Source organism: Micromonospora sp. NBC_00858 (genome assembly GCF_045207365.1).
Taxonomy (GTDB): domain Bacteria; phylum Actinomycetota; class Actinomycetes; order Mycobacteriales; family Micromonosporaceae; genus Micromonospora.
In genome coordinates this window covers 4,098,966-4,119,366 of record NZ_CP108828.1, presented here as the reverse complement: position 1 = coordinate 4,119,366, position 20,401 = coordinate 4,098,966, and the positions used below count along the sequence as shown (strand labels likewise).

The window sequence follows — 20,401 nt, the reverse complement described above, 5'->3', positions numbered from 1 at the left end:
TCAGGTATGAGGTTGAATAGCAAGGGCCAGGTCACCATCCCGGCGGCCTTGCGGGCCCAGTACAACCTGCACGAGGGCGATGAGGTGGACGTGGTCGAGGAGGGCGGAGCCCTCCGCATCGTCCGGGTCCACGGCGCCGACACCCGGGGGCAGCGCCTCGTGCGCCACATGCGAGGCCGGGGTAGCGCCAAGGAGACCGAGCACATGTCCACCGAGGAGTTGATGGAGTTGCTGCGTGGCGATTGACCGGCTCCGCGCCCTGCCGTCGCGTTCGCCGGATGCGGCGACGACGCTGGTCGACACCAATGTGCTGCTGGACATCTTGACCGATGACCCGAAGTGGGCGGAGTGGTCGGGAGTTGCCCTCGCCGAGGCTCGTGACGCCGGCAACCTGGTGATCAATCCGATCGTGTACGCCGAGGTGTCAGTCCGTTTCGCCGGTATCGAAGAGCTGGACGAGGCGTTGCCCGCGGGGGACTTCCTTCGCGAGGAGCTTCCGTACCCGGCGGGCTTCCTTGCCGGTAAGGCCTACGCGCGGTACCGCAAGTTAGGCGGCGTGAAGCGATCGCCTGTCGCCGACTTCTACATCGGTGCGCATGCGGCGGTGTGCCGGTACAACCTCCTGACCCGTGATGGGGCGCGATACCGCACGTACTTCCCGACCCTGACGCTGATCACGCCGACCGACTGACTGCCGCTCGGTCGTCGTCCAGCCGCCCGCTGTCAAGATCCGCGCACTTTCGAGGAAACTGCTTACCTCGCCGAGCGGTAGACGTCGAGTGTCTGCCGGGCGACGGCGTCCCAGGAGAAGTGCTCCACCGCGCGCTGCCGGCCGGCCTTGCCGAACCGCGCGGTGCGAGCCGGGTCGGCCAGCAGCGTGTTGACCGCCGCCGCCAGGTCGGCGACGAACTTCTCCGGGGCCAGCGGCCGGCCGGACCCGTCGGCGGCCTGCTCGATCGGCACCAGCAGGCCCGTCTCACCGTCGGCCACCACCTCGGGGATGCCACCGGTGGCGGTCGCCACCACCGCCGTCTCGCAGGCCATCGCCTCCAGGTTGACGATGCCCATCGGCTCGTACACCGACGGGCAGACGAAGACGGTGGCGTGGGTGAGCACCTGGATCACCTCGGGCTTGGGCAGCATCTCGGCCACCCAGACCACCCCGGAGCGGTTGGCCCGCAGCTCGGCGGCCAACTCCTCCACCTCGGCGGCGATCTCCGCGGTGTCCGGAGCGCCGGCAAGCAGCACGAGCTGGGTGTCCGCCGGCAGCTCCCGGGCGGCCCGCAGCAGGTAGGGCAGCCCCTTCTGACGGGTGATCCTTCCGACGTACACCACGCTGGGTCGGGCCGGGTCGATGCCGAGCCGCTCCAGCACGTCGGTGCCCCGGTCCGGGGCGTACTGGATGGTGTCGATGCCGTTGTAGACCACCCGGACCCGGTCCGGGTCGACCTGCGGGTAGGCGGCCAGCACATCGCGGCGCATCCCACCGCTGACCGCGATCACCGCGTCGGCGGCCTCCACCGCCGTGCGCTCGCACCAGGAGGAGAGCGCGTAGCCGCCGCCGAGCTGCTCGGCCTTCCACGGCCGCAGCGGCTCCAGACTGTGCGCGGTCATCACGTGCGGCACCCCGTGCAGCAGCTTCGCGGTGTGTCCGGCCAGGTTGGCGTACCAGGTGTGGCTGTGCACCACGTCGGTGCCGGCCGCGCCGGCGGCCATCTCCAGGTCCACGCCCATGGTGCGCAGCGCGGCGTTCGCGCCGGTGAGGCCGGGCGGTTCGGCGTACGCGGTGACGCCCGGCTCGCTGCGCGGCAGACCGAAGCAGTGCACCCGCACGTCGGCGAGGCGGCGCAACTCCCGGGCCAGGTACTCGACGTGCACGCCGGCGCCGCCGTAGACCTCCGGCGGGTACTCACGGGTCAGTAGATCGACGCGCAGGGAGCCGGTGGCCGGGGAGGAGTCGGTCATGTGCGCACCCTAGTGCAGAAGACTCCCCGTACGAGTGGTGAAGTGCGACGCGGGTGGATAGCGTCGGGGCATGGCTGCCAAGGTGCTCGCGATCGTCCTGGCGGGTGGGGAGGGCAAGCGCCTGATGCCACTCACCACGGACCGGGCCAAGCCGGCCGTCCCGTTCGGCGGGATGTACCGCATGGTCGACTTCGTCCTCTCCAACCTGGCCAACGCCGGCTATCTCAAGATCGTCGTGCTGACCCAGTACAAGTCCCACTCCCTCGACCGGCACATCACCAAGACGTGGCGGATGTCCACGCTGCTCGGCAACTACGTCACCCCGGTACCCGCGCAGCAGCGTCGCGGCCCCTGGTGGTTCGCCGGCTCCGCCGACGCCATCTACCAGAGCTTCAACCTGATCAACGACGAGCAGCCTGACTACGTGATCGTCTTCGGCGCCGACCACATCTACCGGATGGACCCGCGGCAGATGGTGGAGGACCACATCGCCTCCGGCGCCGCGGTGACCGTCGCCGGCATCCGCCAGCCGCTGTCGACGGCCGACCAGTTCGGCGTCATCGAGGTCGGCGAGGACGGTCGGCGCATCCGGGCGTTCCGCGAGAAGCCCACCGACGCGGTCGGCCTGGCGGACGCACCAGACGAGATCTACGCGTCGATGGGCAACTACGTCTTCACCACCCGGGCGCTCTGCGAGGCGGTCGAGCGCGACGCGGAGGACAAGACCAGCAAGCACGACATGGGCGGCAGCATCATCCCGATGCTCGTCGAGCGGGGCGAGGCCAACGTCTACGACTTCCGGGACAACGAGGTGCCGGGCACCACCGACCGGGACCGCGGCTACTGGCGGGACGTCGGGACGCTCGACTCGTTCTACGACGCGCACATGGATCTGATCAACGTGCACCCGGTGTTCAACATGTACAACTTCGACTGGCCGATCTACACGGAGCAGCCGCCGTGGCCGCCGGCGAAGTTCGTGCACCAGTGGGGCGAGCGGGTCGGCCGCGCGGTCGGCTCGATGGTCTCCCCGGGCGTGGTGATCTCCGGCTCGCTGGTGGAAAACTCGATCGTCTCGCCGAAGGTGCGGGTGCACTCCTGGGCGCACGTCGAGGGCTCGGTGCTGATGGAGGGTGTCGAGATCGGCCGGCACGCGGTGATCCGACGAGCCATCCTGGACAAGAACGTGTTCGTCCCGGAGGGCGCCGAGATCGGCGTCGACCTGGAGAAGGACCGGCAGCGCTACACCGTCTCCGACAACGGCATCGTGGTGATCGGCAAGGGCCAGAAGGTCGAGCTGTGATCCCTGCCGGCCCGTCGTCCGTCGCAGTACCGAGGAGGTAGACCCCCGTGCCCCATCCCCGTGCCGGCCAGCCCGCCGAGGCCGCCGACCTGGTCGACGTGCCGCGCCTGGTGACCGCCTACTACGCCGAGCACCCGGACCCGGCGGACCCGGCGCAGCAGGTCTCCTTCGGCACCTCCGGCCACCGGGGTTCCAGCCTGCGCAACGCGTTCAACTCCGACCACATCCTGGCCGTCACCCAGGCGCTCTGCGACTACCGACGGGAGCACGGCCCGGACGGCCCGCTCTTCCTCGCCCGGGACACGCACGCGCTCTCCGCGCCGGCCGCGGTGGACGCCCTGGAGGTGCTCGCCGCCAACGGGGTCACCGTGCTGGTGGACAGCCGCGACGGCTACACCCCGACCCCTGCGCTGTCGCACGCGATCCTCACCCACAACCGGGGGCGCACCAGCGGCCTCGCCGACGGCATCGTCATCACCCCGTCGCACAACCCGCCCGACGACGGCGGCTTCAAGTACAACCCCACCAACGGCGGGCCGGCCGACACCGACGTCACCAGGTGGATCCAGGACCGGGCCAACGCGATCCTCGCCGCCGGGCTCAAGGAGGTCCGCCGGATCACCTACGCCCGGGCCCGGGCCGCTGACACCACCGGGGAGTACGACTTCCTCGCCAACTACGTCGACGACCTGCCGGCGGCCATCGACGTCGACGCCATCCGTGACGCCGGGGTCCGGATCGGCGCGGACCCGCTGGGCGGGGCGAGCGTGGCGTACTGGGGCGAGATCGCCGAGCGGCACCGACTGGACCTGACCGTGATCAACCCGACGGTCGACCCGACCTGGCGGTTCATGACCCTGGACGGCGACGGCAAGATCCGAATGGACTGCTCCTCGCCGAACGCCATGGCGTCGCTGATCGCCGCCCGCGCCAACTACCAGATCTCCACCGGCAACGACGCCGACGCCGACCGGCACGGCATCGTCACCCCGGACGCAGGCCTGATGAACCCCAACCACTACCTGGCGGTGGCGATCAACCACCTGTTCCGCACCCGACCCGACTGGGGTCCGGCCGCCGCGGTGGGCAAGACCCTGGTCTCCTCGTCGATGATCGACCGGGTCGCCGCCGACCTCGGCCGGCCGCTGCTGGAGGTGCCGGTCGGCTTCAAGTGGTTCGTGCCCGGGCTGCTGGACGGTGCGGTCGGCTTCGGCGGGGAGGAGAGCGCCGGCGCGTCGTTCCTGCGCCGCGACGGCTCCACCTGGACCACCGACAAGGACGGCATCCTGCTCTGCCTGCTCGCCGCCGAGATCCTGGGCAGCACCGGGCGCAGCCCGAGCGAGCACTGGGCCGAGCTGGCCGAGCGGTTCGGCGCGCCCTCGTACGCCCGGATCGACGCCCCGGCCACCCGTGAGCAGAAGGCCGTGCTCGGCAAGCTCTCCCCGGAGCAGGTAACCGCCACCGAACTGGCCGGCGAGCCGATCACCGCGACGCTGACCAGCGCGCCCGGCAACGGTGCGCCGATCGGCGGTCTCAAGGTCAGCACGCAGTCCGGCTGGTTCGCCGCCCGGCCGTCCGGCACCGAGGACGTCTACAAGATCTACGCCGAGTCGTTCCAGGGGCCGGAGCACCTGGCGCGCATTCAGCAGGAGGCCAAAAACCTGGTGGACGGGGTGCTCAGCCAGGCCTGACCCCGCCCAGCGGGGTCGGTCAGCAGGGTGGGGGGCGATCCTGCTGGTGATGCTGGAGCTCCTCGGGCAGCAGCTCGCGGAGCTGCTCGGGCAGGAACGGCAGGTCGAGCAGGCTCATCTTCAACTGGTTGCGTTCCTGGTAGCGCAGCGGGTCGAGGCGGACCACCAGGCCGGCGTTGCGCCGGTAACTGATGTCGATGGCCCCCTCGGTCGCCGCGTCCCGGAACACCAACCCGTCCATCTCCACGGCGACCGCCGCCGAGTTGGGTTCCAGCTCCAGCCGGATCTTCTCCCCTGGAGAGAGCACCACCGACCGGGAGATGCCGGCCATCGGTGCCGATGGCGTCACCACCACCACGTCCGCCGCCGGGGAGATCAGCGGTCCACCGGCGGCGTAGCTGTACGCCGTGGAGCCGATCGGCGTGCTGACCACCACGGCGTCGCAGCGGTAGTAGCCGTACTGCTGGCCGTCGATCCCGAGGGTGGCGGTGATGAAGCCGGAGCCGGGCTGACGGACCAGGGCGATGTCGTTGAACGCCACGACGTCGTCGCCGCACACGTCGCAGGCCAGGCAGGCGTGTGACTCGACGGTGAAGTCCTTCGACAGCAACCTGCTCAACGCCTCGGGCAGCTCCGGCGGTTCGACCTCGACCAGAAAGCCGAGCCTGCCCAGGTGCACGCCGAGCACCGGTTTCGGGTCGAGGATGGCGGAACGCAGCGCTCCCAGCATGGTGCCGTCACCACCGATGCTGATCAACGCGTCGGCGCGGACGGCCACCGCGTCCGCCGGCACCGGCTCGACGCTGGCAGGTACGCGGTGCTTGTCTTCCTCGCGCACCATCAGTGACTTGTGGTGGCGCGACGCCCACCGTTCGATGATCTCGACCACCTCGGAGACATCCCGGGTGGGGTGCAGCACCAGACCCAGCCCCGACACCCGTACAGCTCATCACATCGGCGTCGGATACGCCCGGCGTACCCCGAAGGTGCGCCGGCGGTCCGGGGACCGCCGGCGCACCTCGCCGCCGTCAGCGGCGGGGTCGGCCGGTCAGGTGGGTCAGCGAGCGGGCGACCAGGTCGTCGCGGGCTGCCGGCGCCAGGCCCTCCAGCCCGAAGCCCAGGTACACGGTGTCCGCGGTGACCACCGCCGAGCCTTCCTCGAACGCCTGCTGGCTGCGCGACCAGTCGTTGGCGTTACCACCGGAGCCGGCTGGTGGGCCGGCCACCGTCCAGCCGCCCAGGTCGGCCGACTCGAACGAGGTCTCCGCCACGGCGGACCCGTCGACCAGCACCCGGGCGTCGTCCAGGAAGACGCCGAGACCCTGGGTGCCCCAGTCCGAGGCGTACGAGATCGACAGCTCGACCTGTTTGCCGGCGTAGCCGGACAGGTCGACCACGAACTCCTTCCAGCCGCCCGAGGCGCCGGTCGCCGCGTTCCAGCTGCCGGTGCTCCCGGTCGGCGAGCAGTCCGCCCCCTGGTAGTGCGTGATGAACGGGTGCAACTCGTCCCAGCCGCCGGCGCAGCTGTCCCCGGTGACCGTGCCCGTCTTGCCGTTGGCGTCCGGCAGGGTGGTCCAGGTGTCGGTGCCCACCTCGTGCGCCTCGACGAAAAGGAAGTCCCAGTTCTCCTCCAGGTCGTACGAGGTGAAGAAGCGCAGCTCGCCGCTGCTCGCCCCGGTCAGGTCCACGGTGCGGGTGAGCCGCTTGTACGACTCGTCCGCCTGGCCGCTGTACAAGTACCACTCCCCGGTGCGCGGGTCGAACGGTGCGCTGCCCGGGCGGGTCCAGCCCACCGGCGCGGAGCTGGCGAACTGGGGGAACTGATCCGGCGGCAGGAACGTCGAGGTGGTCAGGAACGACGCGGTGTGGTCCTGGTTCGCCGCCGACCCGGGGGCGTTGAGCTGCCCGCTGAACCCGGTGAACCCGGGGCCGTCACCGGCGACCGGGTACGGCTCGCCCTCCGGTGAGGTGCCGCCGTCGCTCACGTAGGTGAAGGCGCCCAGCCAGTACTGCTGGAAGTCGTTCAGCAGCGGCAGGCAGGTGGCGTCCTCGGCGTCGGTGCACTCCGCCGGCGCGTCCGGGTGGTACACGTACGAGCCGTTGGCGCCCTGCGCGAACAGTGCGTACTGGCCGCTGACCAGCAACTTGCCGCCCTCGTTGAGGTAGTCCCGGACGGCCAGTTCGGTGTCCAGTGCGGCCCGGGCCGTGGTGCCGGCGACCTGGCCGGGGGAGCGCAGGATCACGTCGTCCCCGGTCTCCCAGACGACCGTCCGGTAGTGCGACAGCACGCCCAGCGGGTGCGGCGCCTTGCGCCCCATCGCGTCGAAGTCGTAGACATCGCTGCTGTGGCCGGCCCGGGTCAGCGACGCGGCGATCTCGTCGGCGTACTTCGCGGTGCCGCCGGTCTGCGCCGGGCTGAGCCCGGTCACGTCCTCCACCGCGAGGACCAGCACGTCGCCGCCGATGTCTCCGTGCACCCGGTAGGTGAAGCGTTCACTGGCCACCGGGCCTCCGCGGGGCTTCACCCCGGTGAACCACACCTCAACCCGGTCACCCGGCTTCGTGCCGGTGACCGTGCCGCGCAGCTCGGCGTAGTAGTCGTCGCCGACGTCGCCGTACCGCTCGCCGCCGCGCCACTCACGGACCTTGCTGGTCTTCGGCCGGCCCCCGTTGACCACGTAGTGCATCCGGACGTCCTTCAGCGCTCGCCGCGTGATCGAGGCGACCTGCTGGCTGCGCCCGTACGACGTGTCGAAGGTGTCCACCACGAAGTCCGGTGTGCTGCGGCCGACCACCGACACCGGGTCGTCCGGGTCGCCCGCCGACGTCGCCACGGCCAGCGCGAACGGCAGGTTCTTGGCCACCTCGCCGGCGATCAAGCCCTCGTCGTCCGGGAAGATGAAGTCGCTGACGCAGTCCTCCGGGAGCCACTCGTCGTCCGGGTCGACCGCCGAGGCGGACTCACAGGTCGACATCTCTGGCGTGAAGCCCAGCGTCCCGTAGCGCACCGAGGCGTGGCTGTCGGTGTCGCCGTTGGTGGTGTACAGCTCGGCGGAGATGTCCGGGTCGTAGCCGGGCACCGCCGGGTGGGCGTCGTCACCGGCCATCGCCTGGTAGATCACGTCGTCCGGCGTGGGGGTGCTCACCTGCCAGCCCACGCCGTAGAGCAGCAGTTGGGCCGCAGAGTGGTAGTTGACGAAGAACTCGAAGCCGACCCGCTGGAAGAGCCGGTCCAGTGCCTTGGTCTCCGGCTCCGAGTTGGGCGCCGGGCCACGGTAGGTGTCGCTGTTCGGCTCGGGTGACGAGCCCTCGTTGTCGTACCCCCACTTGTAGCTGAAGTTGCGGTTGAGGTCGACCCCGTCGGCGGTGGTGATCTGCCCGTCCCGGTCGTTGTCGCGCAGGTTCTTGCGCCACAGCCGGTTGCCGGTGGTGAAGGTGTGGTCGTAGCCGTCGGGGTTGGCGACCGGCAGGAACCACAGCTCGGTCCGGTCCAGCAGTCGGGTGATCGCCGGATCGCTGCCGTAGTTGTCCAGCACGTGGTGCATCAGCCGGCGGGTCATCTCGGGCGTGATCCACTCGCGGGCGTGCTGGGCGCTGCCGTAGAGCACCGCCGGGCGACGGCCGTCCGGCACCGTCCGGGCGTTCTTGGTGACCTTGACCGCGAGGATCGGCTTGCCCTGTTGGGTCCGGCCGATCGTCTCGACCTTGGCCAGCCCGGGGTGGCGCGCGGCGGTGGCGATGATCTCGTCGCGGAGGCCGCCGGGCTCGCTGTACGAGCGGAACGCCGACCAGCCGGCCGCCGCCTGCTCCCGCAGCGCCTGGGAGGCGTCCTTGCCACGCACCTTCTTGACCGACAGGGGGACACCCTGGCCGGCCAGGCGCTGCGCCTGCCGACGGCTGAGCACCGTCTCGACCTGCGTGCGCCCATCCGGGGCCGCCTCGGCGTCGTGGCCGAGGTCGACCCCGGCCGCGCGGAGCCGGTCCACTTGCGTCGCGTCGAGCGTGCCGACGTACACCTCGAGACCGTCGCGGCCGCCCGGGTCGGACGGTGGCCGTGCGCTCGCGGGTGCGGTCAGCGCCAATGCGCCGACCAGGGTGACCACGCCGACGATCGCCAGTCGTCTCGGTCTCATCGCGCCTCCTCGGGTCAAGGACCTCTAGCGGCGAGCTTTCGGGCCAGCGTGATCGATGTCAATAGGTCGATGGATTCGAGTCGGCTACCTGAGCAGACCCGCGATGACCCCCGCGATGCGCTCGCCGGCTGTGCCGTCCCACAACGGCGGGGTGGGCCACACGGCGGGTCGTCCCGCCGCCACCATGCTTGCCACGGCATCGGCAAGCGCCGCCCGGGTGACAAGGCGGTTGGTGCCATTGGTGATCGTGATCGGGCGCTCGGTGTTGGGCCGCAGCGTCAGGCAGGGTACGCCGAGCATCGTCGTCTCCTCCTGTACGCCGCCGGAGTCGGTGACGACGACCGCCGCGCCGCGTACCAGGCTGATGAACTCGAGGTAACCCAGCGGCTCGATCACCCGTAGCGCGCGATGCGACAGCAGCCCAGCGTCCTCCAGGTGGCGCTGGCCGCGCGGGTGCAGCGGCAGGATGACGGGGAGTTGGTCGGCCACGGCGTGCATCGCCTTCACCAGGTCGACCACATCTGCCGCGTCGTCGACGTTGCCCGGCCGATGCAGCGTGGCCACGATGTAGCGGTCGGGTAGCGAGAGCGCGGTACGGATGCTGTTGACGTCGAAGCGGTCGAGATTGGCCAGCAGAGTATCGATCATCGGATTGCCGACCAGGTGGACCTTCTCCGCCGCGATCCCCTCGTCGTCGAGGTGCGACACGGCGTCGGGACTCGTGGCGAACAACAGGTCCGACACGTGATCGACGACAATGCGATTGATCTCCTCGGGCATAGTGCGGTCGAAGCTGCGCAGGCCTGCCTCCACATGGGCGACCGGGATGCCCAGCTTCGCGGCGACGAGAGCCGCGGCGAGCGCGGAGTTGACGTCGCCATACACGACAGTGAGCGCCGGGCGGGCCGCGACCATCAGCTCTTCCAGACCGGTCATGACGGCCGCGGTCTGACTGGCGTGGCTTCCCGAACCCACGCCGAGGTTGATGTCAGGCTCGGGAAGACCGAGTTGGCGGAAGAAGACCTCGGACATCCGCTCGTCATAGTGCTGTCCGGTGTGGACGAGCTGTTGCCGAATGCCGTACCGGTCGAGCGCGCGGATCACGGGTGCTGCTTTGGGGAAGTTGGGGCGTGCCCCCGCGACGTGCAGGACAGCGTCGGCTGACATGTGTCTCCTCGTGGAATTCGGTGCGAATCAGCGGGGGCGCGCCAATAGTACAAGTTATCCAGTTTGGTGGGTCTAACCTCTATACAATGTCGAATGACGGATGCGTTGCGGTGTGCGCTGCCTGAGCGGCGAGCTGCCGCGCGAGCGATGTTCTTACTCCCCAAGGCAGGCAGGCCCCCGTGAAGCAGATCGTCCAGTCCGTGTCCGGTGGCGAGTTGAGGGTCGTCGAGGTCCCCCAGCCCGAGCCGGGGGCCACCGAGGTACTCGTCGCCACGCGCAGGTCCCTGCTCTCCGCGGGGACCGAGCGCGCCGTGCGCGAGCTCGCGTCGGCGAGCCTGCTGCGCAAGGCCCGGGCGCGGCCGGATCTGGTCCGCCAGGTCGTCAACAGGGCGCGTACCGGGGGAGTTCGCTCGACGCTCGCGGCGGTGCGCAGCCGGCTGGACGAGGACATGCCGCTCGGGTACAGCGCGGCCGGCGTCGTCGTCTCCGCAGGCGCCGCGACTGATGGCATCCGGCCGGGGATGCGCGTGGCCACCGCGTCGGTGGGGCACGCCGAGTATCAGGCAGTGCCGGGTCTGCTCGCAGTGCCCGTCCCGGAAGCGGTTTCGGACCAGGCCGCCGCCTTCGGCGCGGTCGCGGCCATCGCGTTGCAGGGTCTGCGGCAGGCCGAGGTGGGTCTGGGCGGCTCGGTCGCGGTCGTCGGTCTCGGTCTGGTCGGGCAGCTGACGGTCCGCCTGGCGCTCGCCTCGGGGCTCAACGTCATCGGCATCGACCTGCGCGAGTGGACCGCGGAGCTGGTCAGGGGTGGCGGCGCGGTCGGTCTGGTCGAGGCCGGTGCGGCGACCACGGAACAGATCATGGAACTGACCCGTGGCCGGGGCGTCGACGCGGTCCTGATCACGGCGGCGACACCCTCGTCGGAGCCGGTCGCCCGGAGCGCCGAGATCGCGCGCGACCGCGCCAGGCTGGTCGTGGTCGGTGACGTCGGCCTGGAGCTCGACCGTAGGCGGTTCTACGAGCGCGAGCTGGACCTCCGGTTCGCCCGCAGCTACGGGCCCGGCCGCTACGACCGCGCCTACGAGGAATGGGGCATCGACTACCCAATCGGCCACGTGCGCTGGACGGCACGGCGCAACATCGAGGCCTATCTCGACCTGGTGGCCAGCGGTCGGGTCGCGGTCGATGACCTGGTCACACACGTCTTCGACGTGGAGCGTGCGACGTCGGCATACGAGGTGCTCGCCTCCGACCCGCGCTCGCTCGCGGTGCAGCTCAGCTACTCAGCTCCCGCGCAGCCGTCCCGACGCACGATCACGATCCGGCCGCGCCGCAGCTCGACATCACCGCGTGCGGGGCTGATCGGCGCCGGGAACTACGCCAAGGCGACGTTCCTGCCCGCGCTCAAAGCGGCGGGCTGGGTGGACGACCTCGCCGCCATCACGTCCGCCAAGGGTCTCTCGGCGCGGCACGCCGCGGAGCGCAACGGCATCGCCCTCGTGGTACCGACCGTCGACGATCTGCTGGTCCGCGACGACATCGACGTGGTGTTCATCCTCAGTCGCCACGATTCGCACGCCCGCATGGTCGTGCGGGCGCTCGACGCCGGCAAGCATGTGTTCGTCGAGAAGCCACTGGCGCTGACGCAGGACGAACTCGATGAGGTCACGGCCGCCTATGACCGTAACTCGGGCCACCTGTTCGTCGGTTTCAACCGCCGGCACGCGCCCATGACGGCTCACGCGAAGCAGGTCCTGGAGGCCGCGTCCGGGCCGCTGACCATCGCCTACCGGATCAACGCCGGGACGCTCCCCGAATCGCACTGGTACCACGATCGGCGCCAGGGCGGCCGCGTCCGGGGCGAGGTGTGCCATTTCATCGACCTTGCGTCGTGGCTCGTGGGTGAGCAGCCGCGCGTGGTGCACGCGTACGGCAGTGGCCGCGGCGAACCGGGACTGGAGGAGGACGTGAGCGTCCTGCTCGGATACCCGGACGGGTCCACGGCGACGATCACGTATTGCACGCGTGGGCACCGGCGTACCCCGAAGGAACGCCTGGAGATCCTCGGCCGCGGGCACACCGTGGTGATCGACGACTTCCGGCGCCTGGAGATCGACGGCCGGGACGTGAAGCGGGTACCCGCGGGCAAGGGACACCACGAACTGCTCGCCCACGTGCGTGGAGTGATCGCCGGGAACGCGCCCGACGACCTCGATCTCCAAGCGTCGTTCGGTACGACGCGGGCGGCGCTGTCCGCGATTGCTGCCCTGGCGGGTATCCAGGAACATTCGTCGCGCCTGCCCACCCAGGCGGACGCGGAGACCAGCGTGAGCGCCGGGTTCAACTCGTGATGCGCTGAGGCGGTGCGCCGGCGGTACGCCGGACGGCAATCAGCGCGGTGCCTCGCCCGCCTCGTCGACCAGCGGGGCGAGCAGGCGCCCGAGCGCGTGGGACATCGCCGTGCGCGACTGGTTCTCCCGTATCCAGCCTCGGCCGGCGGCGCCCATCTTCGCCAGCTCGTCTGGGCTCGCCTGGACCATCTGGCCGAGGCCGTGGGCGAGGTGGCCCGGCGAGGTCACGTACCCGGAGTCGGCGCCCATGACGAGATCGCCGACGGTCCCCGGGCTGTTGGTGACGATCGGCAACCCGGCAGCCATGTAGTCGAACACCTTGTTGGGGCTGACCCCGGCACGGAACAGTTCGACGTCGGCGAGTACGTGCACGCCGACGTCCGCGGCGTGGAGGAGATCGGGGATCTCGGTCTTCGGCACCGGGTCGAGGAACCGGACGTTGCGGATGCCGAGTGCCGCCGCCTGCAGGCGCGGCTTCTCGACACCCGATCCCACCAGCACGACGTCGATCTCAGGCACCGCCTTGGCGGCGGCCAGGAGCAGGTCGAGCCCGTTGGCCGGGCCGTGTGCGCCGGCGTAGACGGCGGTGCGGCGGGTGAACCGGTACCGCCGCCGCAGCTCGTCGCGGTCGGCGCTGGGCACGAAGTCGTCGGGGTCAGCCGCGTTGGGGATGAAGACGATCTTCTCGGGTGCCACACCCTTACCCTCGATCGCCGCCCGCACGCCCGGCGCCATGATCACCACGCGATCGGAGCGCTGGTACAGGAACCGCTCCAGGCGCTCCAGCGCCCGGTACGCCAACGAGGTTTCCGCGAGCGTTCCCATGTCGACGAGGACTCGCGGCCACAGGTCCCGGACCTCCAGGACGAATGGTGTACGCCGGAGTGTCGCCACGACGCAGCCGGAGAGGCCGGCCAGCAGGTGCGGTGAGGACGCGTACACCACATCGGGGCGGGGCTGCCGCAGGCCGGACACCGTGGCCGTCACCGCGTAGCTGGCCCAGTTGAGCGCCCGGCCCAGGCCGTTGCCCCGGTATGGCGTCACGGCAACAGGATGAAATCCCGGCTCCGCGCGCTGTGGCTGACCGGTGATCATGTTGCGGCGCCCCGCGATGATCACGTACGACCAGCCGGGCAGCCGGCTGAACAGCTCGACGTGCCGGGTACCGCCCGGATAGCCCGGGGGCACGGCGAAGTGGTTGAGGACGAGGACTCTGCGTTGCGTCATCGTGGCGCTCTCACGTGATGGACTTCCCCTGATGCGATGACGGTGACGGTGAGGGTGGCGCCGGCGGCGCTCCAGGTGACCTCGAAGTGGAGACCGTCGAGTGCGTTCGGCTCGGGCCGCGACCCGGGTACCGTGCCGAGCCCCCAGACAACGGTGTCGACCCGGCTCTCGGCCGTGATCCACGTCGCCGGCTCCCAGCGTCCGTACGTCCGGCTGTGCCAGCCCGCGAAAGGTGCCGACCGCCCGCGCACCGGCTGGTACCCGTCCAGCCCGAAGAGGCCGAGTTTGCTCTCGCCGGAGATGAGCGTGTCGCTCTCCACCGTGACGTCGGGGTGCAGCGGGATCGTGAGCGACCAGGACCTGGCAACCTGCGGCGGGTCCGCGAACTCGACGATCGCCACGTACTGATCGGTCACCACGACGGCGCGCCCGACGCGCAGCGGGTGCTCGCCGCGCGCGTACGCGTCGTGCCAACCGAAGACGATGGTGCGGTCCGGCAGGACGAGCGGCGGCCCGAGGTGCCCACGTGCGGTGTTGCGCCAACGGAAAGCGCGATGCGGTACGAGCTGGTCCTGTCCGTCCGGCCGGCGCACGGGGTGGGCGGCGGAGGTGCGCAGTCCGTTGCGCACCTCCAACGGTCCGTTGTAGGTGCCGGTGCCCGGATCGGCGATCAGCCACCGGCCGCCGTGCTTGATCCAGACTGAGGTCAGGTCGGCGTGGCCGTGCGAGGGGCCGCCGTCCACCTTGAACCAGACCTGCCAGGGCCCCCGGTCGACCAGCGCGATGCCTCCCGAGACCGACGGCCCGGACCGGGCGTGGCCGATCGCGGCTGTCCGGTCCGGTGTGGGCTCCCGCGGAGGCGTGGGCGCGTACCACGCCAGTTCGTCAAAGTCTGCGTACCAGCCCGCCGGCAGCCGCTCGCCGCACAGTGCGAGGCCGAGCGCGGTCGAGCCGGCCACGTCGAGCGGGTCGCCGGAGGATGCGAGCACCCGCCCCTCGTCCCAGTCGCCGTACTGCGGGATGTCGCCGTCGAACACGCCGAGCCGAGCCAGGTGCAGGCTGGCCGCGTGCAGATCACGGTGTACGTCGGACGGCGCGGCGCCGAGTAGCACCCGCACGATGAGCATTTCGAGCACGAAGCGGTGGTACGACAGCGAATCCTCGATCATCCGGCCGTCGGGCGCGATGTGCCGGCGCTGCTGAGCCACGAACATCCGCTCCCCGGTACGCGCCCACCAGCGCGCACGCCGAGCGGTGGGAAACATGCGCGACAGCAGGATCAGCCCGAGTGCGTCGCCGAGCATGTGGTTGTTGCGCATGCTGCTCAACGTGTACGGCAGCTCGACCATCAGGTGCCGGGCGCTGGCCAGGAGCAGCCGCTCCATGGCGGTCACCACGTCGCGGGGAAGCCGCTCGCCGACCAGCGCCATGACCTGGTTCCAGCCGATCGCGCGCAGCGCGAGTTCAAGGCTGGAGTACCAGTTCACGCCCTGCTCCGGCGGGGACTCCGCACACCAGGACCGCAGCAGGCCGGTGAGCCCGTCCTGCCACGGGCCGGCCGGGTCGAGGCGGGCCGCGCGTGCCAGGACGACCAGGTCACGGTGGCGTGCCGCCTCCCAGGTGTGCTTCACGTCCGACAGCCGCACCTCGGAGCGGATGTCGATCCGCCACCACGGTTCCCCCGCCGGCCATTGCCGCCCGGTCAGCGGGTCGGTGCACCACGGTGCCGAGACGCCCGTCGCCACCCGGCCCCCGAACACCCGCAGCCCGTCGCGCAGCACGCTGCCGGCGTCGTCCAGGCAGCGCTGCCCCGCCTCGTCGCTGACGGGCATCATGCCGGTCAGCGGCACCAGCGTGGCCGGGCGGTGGCGCTGTGTCCGGCCGCCGAACAGCACGGCGTGGAACCCGCTGCGCTTGGACGCCTCGTACGCCGCGCGCAGCGGTGCCGACAGGCCCAGGGCGCGCATGTCCACGGCGATCGCGCGTAGATCGGTCTTCACCATCAGCTTCCCCTTGGGCATGGCGACGGAGGTGATCGTGGTCTGCCGGAATCCGAGGTTGTCCGGGGCGCCGAGCTCGGGCGACCCGAAGTAATGAGAGCGACCATATCAGGTCATTGGCCGCGTTTGGTGCCGTTCGTCCTGAGTATGGACTTGTGTCCAAGAAGTACCGATTGTGGGCAACTGGGACGTTTCGTACGTTTCCTGGCTAGTTGTGGGGTCGTTGCGGGTGTTGTGGCTGTGGGGGTGGGTCGTGGGTGTGTCCTGTGGTGAACGTGGCCGGTGTGGCATCAGTGACGTTGAGGAGTGGTGTTGACTTTTCTGGCTTCTGGTCGCCGGGTGTTGATCACCGGTGGTACGGGTTCGTTTGGTCGGACGATGGTGGGGCGTTTGCTTGATCGTGATGTGGGCGAGGTGCGGGTGCTCAGTCGTGATGAGGCGAAGCAGGATGCGATGCGGCGGGTGCTCGGTGATGAGCGGGTGCGGTATTACGTGGGTGATGTGCGGGATTACGACACGGTGTTGCGGGCGGCGCGTGGGGTGGATTTCGTTTTCCATGCCGCGGCGTTGAAGCAGGTGCCGTCGTGTGAGTTTTTCCCGTTGGAGGCGGTGCGGACGAATGTGTTGGGTAGCGCGAATGTGGTGGAGGCTGCTGAGCGTAACGGGGTGAGTTCGGTGGTGATGTTGGGCACCGATAAGGCTGTGTATCCGGTCAACGCGATGGGGATGTCGAAGGCGTTGATGGAGAAGGTGGCTCAGGCTCATTCGCGGAATAATCCGGGTAGTCCGACGACGGTGTCGAGTGTGCGGTACGGCAATGTGATGTTTTCTCGGGGTTCGGTGATTCCGTTGTTCATCGAGCAGATCAAGGCGGGTCGGGCGCCGACGGTGACGAATCCGTTGATGACGCGGTTTTTGATGTCGTTGCAGGATTCGGTGGATCTGGTGGAGCATGCGTTTCGGCATGCTCGTCCGGGTGACATTTTCATTCGTAAGGCGAGTGCGTGCACGGTGGGGGATTTGGCGGCGGCGTTGTGTCAGCTTTTTGATGTGCCGGCGAAGGTGGATCCGATCGGGGTGCGGCATGGTGAGAAGTTGCATGAGACGTTGGCCAGTCGTGAGGAACTCGGGCGGGCTGAGGATTTCGGTGATTTCTTCCGGGTGCCGGTGGATGATCGGGATTTGAACTACGCCCTGTATGTGACTGAGGGTGAGATCGGTGTGGGGCCTGAGGATGACTTCAACTCGGCCAACGCTCCGCAGCTTGATGTGCCGCAGATCGTCGAGTTGCTGCTGACCCTGCCTGAGGTTCGTGCGGAACTGGCCCACCGAGACCCGCTCCTCACATGCTGAACCTCGCGATTCCGGTCGCGGCGCGGATCCGGCTGGCCGGTGCCGCGTCGGGTCCGTGGCGTCGATCCTGAGGGGGAGCTGTGGCGACTGCGACCGGAACCAAGAACAGCGACCTGCGGAGGAAGGCGACGATCGTCGGCGTTGGACTGCTGTGCGTCGCGGCCTTCCAGGCGTCGTCGGCAAACGCCTGGATGTTCGTCCTGCAGGCCTCGGCCGCGGCGATCCTCCTCAGTGGCCGCATTCCCCGTCCCCGACTACCGGATCTGCTGGCCCTCGCGGTCGCTGCCTGGGCGCACCTGACGGTCAACTGGTCCAGTGACGTTGCCCAGACTCGGAGCGTGGCTCTCGCGTACACCTCGGCCTGTCTCATCTTCGTCGCGGTCCGCCACGTCGCCACGACGCCGAGATACCTGCTTGCGGTGGGGGGTTCGTACATCCTCGGGTGCGCGATCTCGGCATGGCAACTGATCATCGAGGCGCGTGGGGTACTCACGCAGACCAGCGCGTTGGACATGGCTGTGCGCTTCGGCATCGAGGGCACCAACATCAATTTCACGGCCTACTCGAGCGTCACCGCGTTCGTGCTGGCACTGGCCCTGCTGAGAATCCCCGGTCAGCGGCGGTTGGTCAGAATTGGCCTGATCGCAGCGTTGCCGGTACTGGCGTCCGGGGTTTTCTTGAACAGAACCAAGGGCGCCCTGGTCGCACTGCTGCTCGCGGTGGTGTACGCGCTGCTGAGCGAGTTGATTCCTCGCGCGATGTGGACGGCCGTGATCGCGGTGGTACCGACGCTGCTGCTCGCGGTGCCGCTCGGCCTGGGGCACGGCGCACTGCTGTGGGCCGACGACGCGATCGGCTCGGCGTCGACCGGTGACGTGGCAGGCCGCATCGAGATGTGGCGGTATGCGCTGACCTACTGGTGGGACGCCTTCTGGGTGGGCGGCGGAGCAGGCAACTTCGAGATCTGGAATCCGTTGGGAATTCGCCCACACACCGCCGTCCTCGCAGTCGCCGCGGATCTGGGCCTGGTGGGGTTGGTGGGTGTTGCCGTCCTGTTTGGATCGGTGCTCACCACGCGGGCGGCACAGTGTGCGGTCGGGCTTCGTGTCGCCGGGCTCTTCGTGGTGGCGACGTTTCCGATCTGGCTGACCGGCGTGTGGGAGTTCGAGCGGGGCGCGTGGCTGGCACTCGCCCTCCTGTCGATGCTGCCGGTCCAGGCCACGAACCGGCGGAAGGGGAATGGCCCGGGCCGGAGGGCGGCGCGTCCGTCCGGCACGATCGGCGTCCGCGCTTCCCGGTCCCCAGCAGGAATACGGCTGGAATGGCCGACGGAGAAGACGCCGGAGGTGCGGGAGGTGGCCGCGGCCGGACGGCGGCTGACGTGATCAGCGGGACATGACCGGCGGTTCGAGTGGTCACCGTTTTCACCTTTGCACTGCCGGGCCATCACCCGCATGACTTCACGTTCGTTGGCTCGTTCAGTGAGTACTGAATGTTGTGCCGAGGTAGCGGGCGGAATGGTGAATCCGGATCACGGTGGTATGGCTTCTGTGGCTCGGTTGCTGTCTCTGCCACCGAATCATGCCTCCACCCGATGCGGTTCTGCACAGGGTCGTTGGGCGCCAAATAGTGTGGAGGTTTGGCGAGTGGAATCGCAAAGTTTCGTCCGTGTTGACTCGCGGCGGTCCACTGCGGGCCGCTCGGCGGGGCGACCAGCCGGGAGTGGGCTGTGGTGACCACCGTCGACGGAACCGCCGGCGGTCGGCATCGGTCGCCGGTCGGGGGCGCCCGCGACTGGCACCTCTCGGCGTCACGGCCGCCCGAGCACGGTCCACCCTGGTCAGCGGAGGCAGATCGTGGATCGCCGAGTTCTCGAACGGTGACCTGGCTTCCGCTGTCGCTGGCCCTGGTCTGGATGCTCGGCACGTTCGGCGCGTTCTGGCTGACGGGGTTGGCCCGCGAGGTCGACAACCCGGGTCAGCTCTGCACCTTCGTGATCGGGGCGACCGCTCTCTTCGCCGGCGGATACGCGGCGCAGATGTCGCGTCGTCCGCCCCCTGTGGTTGCCCCGACTCACTCGACCGACCGGATCCGGCGAGTGCGTCAACTGGTTCTCGCCAGTTCGGTCTACTACGTCGTCCTGAGCCTGACGCGGCTGGCGGAGTTCGGCGCGACCGGCCCGCAGAGTGTGTGGGCAAGCATCCAGGCCCCCGCGACCGGGTATCTGAACAAGTTCGATGTCTATCAGCAGGGCGTCGGCAACACGAGCCCGTGGATGAACCTCCTGTTTCCGCTCGGCGTACTCAGCGTGGCTCTAGTGCCGCTGCTGGTGGTCCACTGGCGAAGTCTCCCCACCTGGCTGCGGCTCGCAGGTCTGGTCGGAATCACGCTGCACATGGCGTTCTACCTCTTCATCGGCACCACGAAAGGCCTCGGCGACGTCGTCATCATGCTGGCGGCGGGGATGCTGGTCGCTCGGGCCGCGGTGCGACACCGCCGGCGGACCCGCTCCCGGCGACGGAGAGCGCTCGTGCTGGTCGCCGGGGCGTTCGCGCTACTTGTCGCCTACATGATCCACAGCCACGCGACGCGGGCGACCGAGTTCGGTACCACGGGCGCCCTGGTGCAGGTGAATCCTGCGGTTGAGCGTGTGGTGGGGGCACCCGTGGCCGAGGGCATTGCCGACGTGATCGGCTATCCGACTCATGGCTATCTCGGGCTTTCCTACAACCTGCAACTGCCGTTCGAGTGGTCCCGTGGTCTCGGTAGCTCGCCGTCCGCGGCGATCTTCGCCGAGCAGACCGCCGGGGTGGACCTGACCGATCACCCGCCCTACCCCGACCGGACGGAGCACGAGAAGGGGTGGCCGGCGCGCATGTACTGGGCCACCATCTACCCCTGGCTCGCCTCGGACCTCACGTTCCCCGGTGCGGCGTTGTTCATGGGTCTGGTCGGCTGGCTCTTCGCCGGCTCGTGGCGCGCGGCGGTGTCCTCTCGACGGGTGGTCCCGACATTGATCTTCGCGCAGCTCTGCATCCTCATCGTCTATGTGCCGGCGAACAACCAGCTCGGGATGGCGCCAGAGTCGATCGTCGGGATGGCCACGCTTCTCGCGCTGTACGCGATGCAGGCGCTTTCCAACGGACAACGGCAGCTGCGGGCGGCCCAGGATCGCCATCGGCATACTTGGCGATGAGCGCGGGTGACCTCGGGC

Annotated in this window: 14 protein-coding genes; 8 read left to right on the top strand and 6 right to left on the bottom strand. The window is 69.4% G+C overall.

The genetic code is table 11. The annotated features are described in order from the left end of the window. Positions 1 to 6: 6 nt before the first annotated feature. Together OG990_RS19175 and OG990_RS19170 are read left to right on the top strand one after the other, a co-directional pair. Positions 7 to 246, top strand: coding sequence for an AbrB/MazE/SpoVT family DNA-binding domain-containing protein (locus OG990_RS19175; RefSeq protein WP_406076538.1), 240 nt, complete (start codon positions 7 to 9; stop codon positions 244 to 246). Continuing rightward, positions 236 to 691 (top strand): type II toxin-antitoxin system VapC family toxin, encoded by a 456-nt coding sequence (locus OG990_RS19170; RefSeq protein ID WP_406076537.1) that lies wholly within the window; start codon positions 236 to 238, stop codon positions 689 to 691. Before OG990_RS19175 ends, OG990_RS19170 begins: the two co-directional genes overlap by 11 nt. A 62-nt stretch (positions 692 to 753) precedes the next feature. On the opposite strand, the gene glgA is transcribed toward OG990_RS19170, so the two are convergent. Beyond that, the gene (glgA, locus tag OG990_RS19165) at positions 754 to 1,965 is read right to left on the bottom strand and encodes a glycogen synthase (RefSeq protein ID WP_406076535.1); all 1,212 of its coding nucleotides are present in this window, start codon (positions 1,963 to 1,965) and stop codon (positions 754 to 756) included. A 70-nt stretch (positions 1,966 to 2,035) separates the two neighbouring features. Here glgA and glgC point away from each other — a divergent pair, with 70 nt between their 5' ends. Both glgC and pgm read left to right on the top strand, forming a co-directional pair. Continuing rightward, complete coding sequence (gene glgC / locus OG990_RS19160) at positions 2,036 to 3,268, top strand: glucose-1-phosphate adenylyltransferase (protein WP_328425685.1); 1,233 nt, start codon at positions 2,036 to 2,038, stop codon at positions 3,266 to 3,268. A 47-nt stretch (positions 3,269 to 3,315) separates the two neighbouring features. Next, positions 3,316 to 4,959 carry a phosphoglucomutase (alpha-D-glucose-1,6-bisphosphate-dependent) gene (pgm, locus tag OG990_RS19155; protein ID WP_406076533.1) on the top strand — a complete coding sequence of 548 codons (1,644 nt, stop codon included), beginning with the start codon at positions 3,316 to 3,318 and terminating at the stop codon, positions 4,957 to 4,959. Between the two features lie 19 nt (positions 4,960 to 4,978). Here pgm and OG990_RS19150 read toward each other — a convergent pair whose 3' ends face one another. The 3 genes from OG990_RS19150 to wecB all read right to left on the bottom strand — a co-directional run bounded on the left by OG990_RS19150 (position 4,979) and on the right by wecB (position 10,259). Further along, complete coding sequence (locus tag OG990_RS19150) at positions 4,979 to 5,887, bottom strand: NAD(+)/NADH kinase (protein ID WP_386989886.1); 909 nt, start codon at positions 5,885 to 5,887, stop codon at positions 4,979 to 4,981. Between the two features lie 100 nt (positions 5,888 to 5,987). Then, positions 5,988 to 9,092 carry a M14 family zinc carboxypeptidase gene (locus tag OG990_RS19145; protein ID WP_406076532.1) on the bottom strand — a complete coding sequence of 1,035 codons (3,105 nt, stop codon included), beginning with the start codon at positions 9,090 to 9,092 and terminating at the stop codon, positions 5,988 to 5,990. 84 nt (positions 9,093 to 9,176) lie between these two features. Beyond that, the gene (gene wecB / locus OG990_RS19140; protein WP_406076531.1) at positions 9,177 to 10,259 is read right to left on the bottom strand and encodes a non-hydrolyzing UDP-N-acetylglucosamine 2-epimerase; all 1,083 of its coding nucleotides are present in this window, start codon (positions 10,257 to 10,259) and stop codon (positions 9,177 to 9,179) included. A gap of 311 nt (positions 10,260 to 10,570) precedes the next feature. On the opposite strand from wecB, the gene OG990_RS19135 reads away from it, so the two are divergent. Next, positions 10,571 to 12,607, top strand: coding sequence for a bi-domain-containing oxidoreductase (locus tag OG990_RS19135; protein ID WP_406076530.1), 2,037 nt, complete (start codon positions 10,571 to 10,573; stop codon positions 12,605 to 12,607). A gap of 39 nt (positions 12,608 to 12,646) precedes the next feature. Here OG990_RS19135 and OG990_RS19130 read toward each other — a convergent pair whose 3' ends face one another. Together OG990_RS19130 and OG990_RS19125 are read right to left on the bottom strand one after the other, a co-directional pair. Further along, entirely contained in the window at positions 12,647 to 13,834 is a 1,188-nt protein-coding gene (locus OG990_RS19130) for a glycosyltransferase family 4 protein (protein ID WP_406076529.1), read from the bottom strand. Then, positions 13,831 to 15,837, bottom strand: coding sequence for a heparinase II/III family protein (locus OG990_RS19125; protein WP_406076527.1), 2,007 nt, complete (start codon positions 15,835 to 15,837; stop codon positions 13,831 to 13,833). Before OG990_RS19125 ends, OG990_RS19130 begins: the two co-directional genes overlap by 4 nt. Positions 15,838 to 16,146: 309 nt before the next feature. Here OG990_RS19125 and OG990_RS19120 point away from each other — a divergent pair, with 309 nt between their 5' ends. From OG990_RS19120 to OG990_RS19110, 3 genes are all read left to right on the top strand, one after another. Continuing rightward, the gene (locus OG990_RS19120; RefSeq protein WP_406076526.1) at positions 16,147 to 17,187 is read left to right on the top strand and encodes a polysaccharide biosynthesis protein; all 1,041 of its coding nucleotides are present in this window, start codon (positions 16,147 to 16,149) and stop codon (positions 17,185 to 17,187) included. 80 nt (positions 17,188 to 17,267) lie between these two features. Beyond that, a complete protein-coding gene (locus OG990_RS19115; RefSeq protein ID WP_406076525.1) occupies positions 17,268 to 18,572 on the top strand; it encodes an O-antigen ligase family protein in 1,305 nt (434 codons plus the stop codon). 494 nt (positions 18,573 to 19,066) lie between these two features. Continuing rightward, positions 19,067 to 20,383 carry a hypothetical protein gene (locus OG990_RS19110; RefSeq protein WP_406076523.1) on the top strand — a complete coding sequence of 439 codons (1,317 nt, stop codon included), beginning with the start codon at positions 19,067 to 19,069 and terminating at the stop codon, positions 20,381 to 20,383. Positions 20,384 to 20,401: the final 18 nt, after the last annotated feature.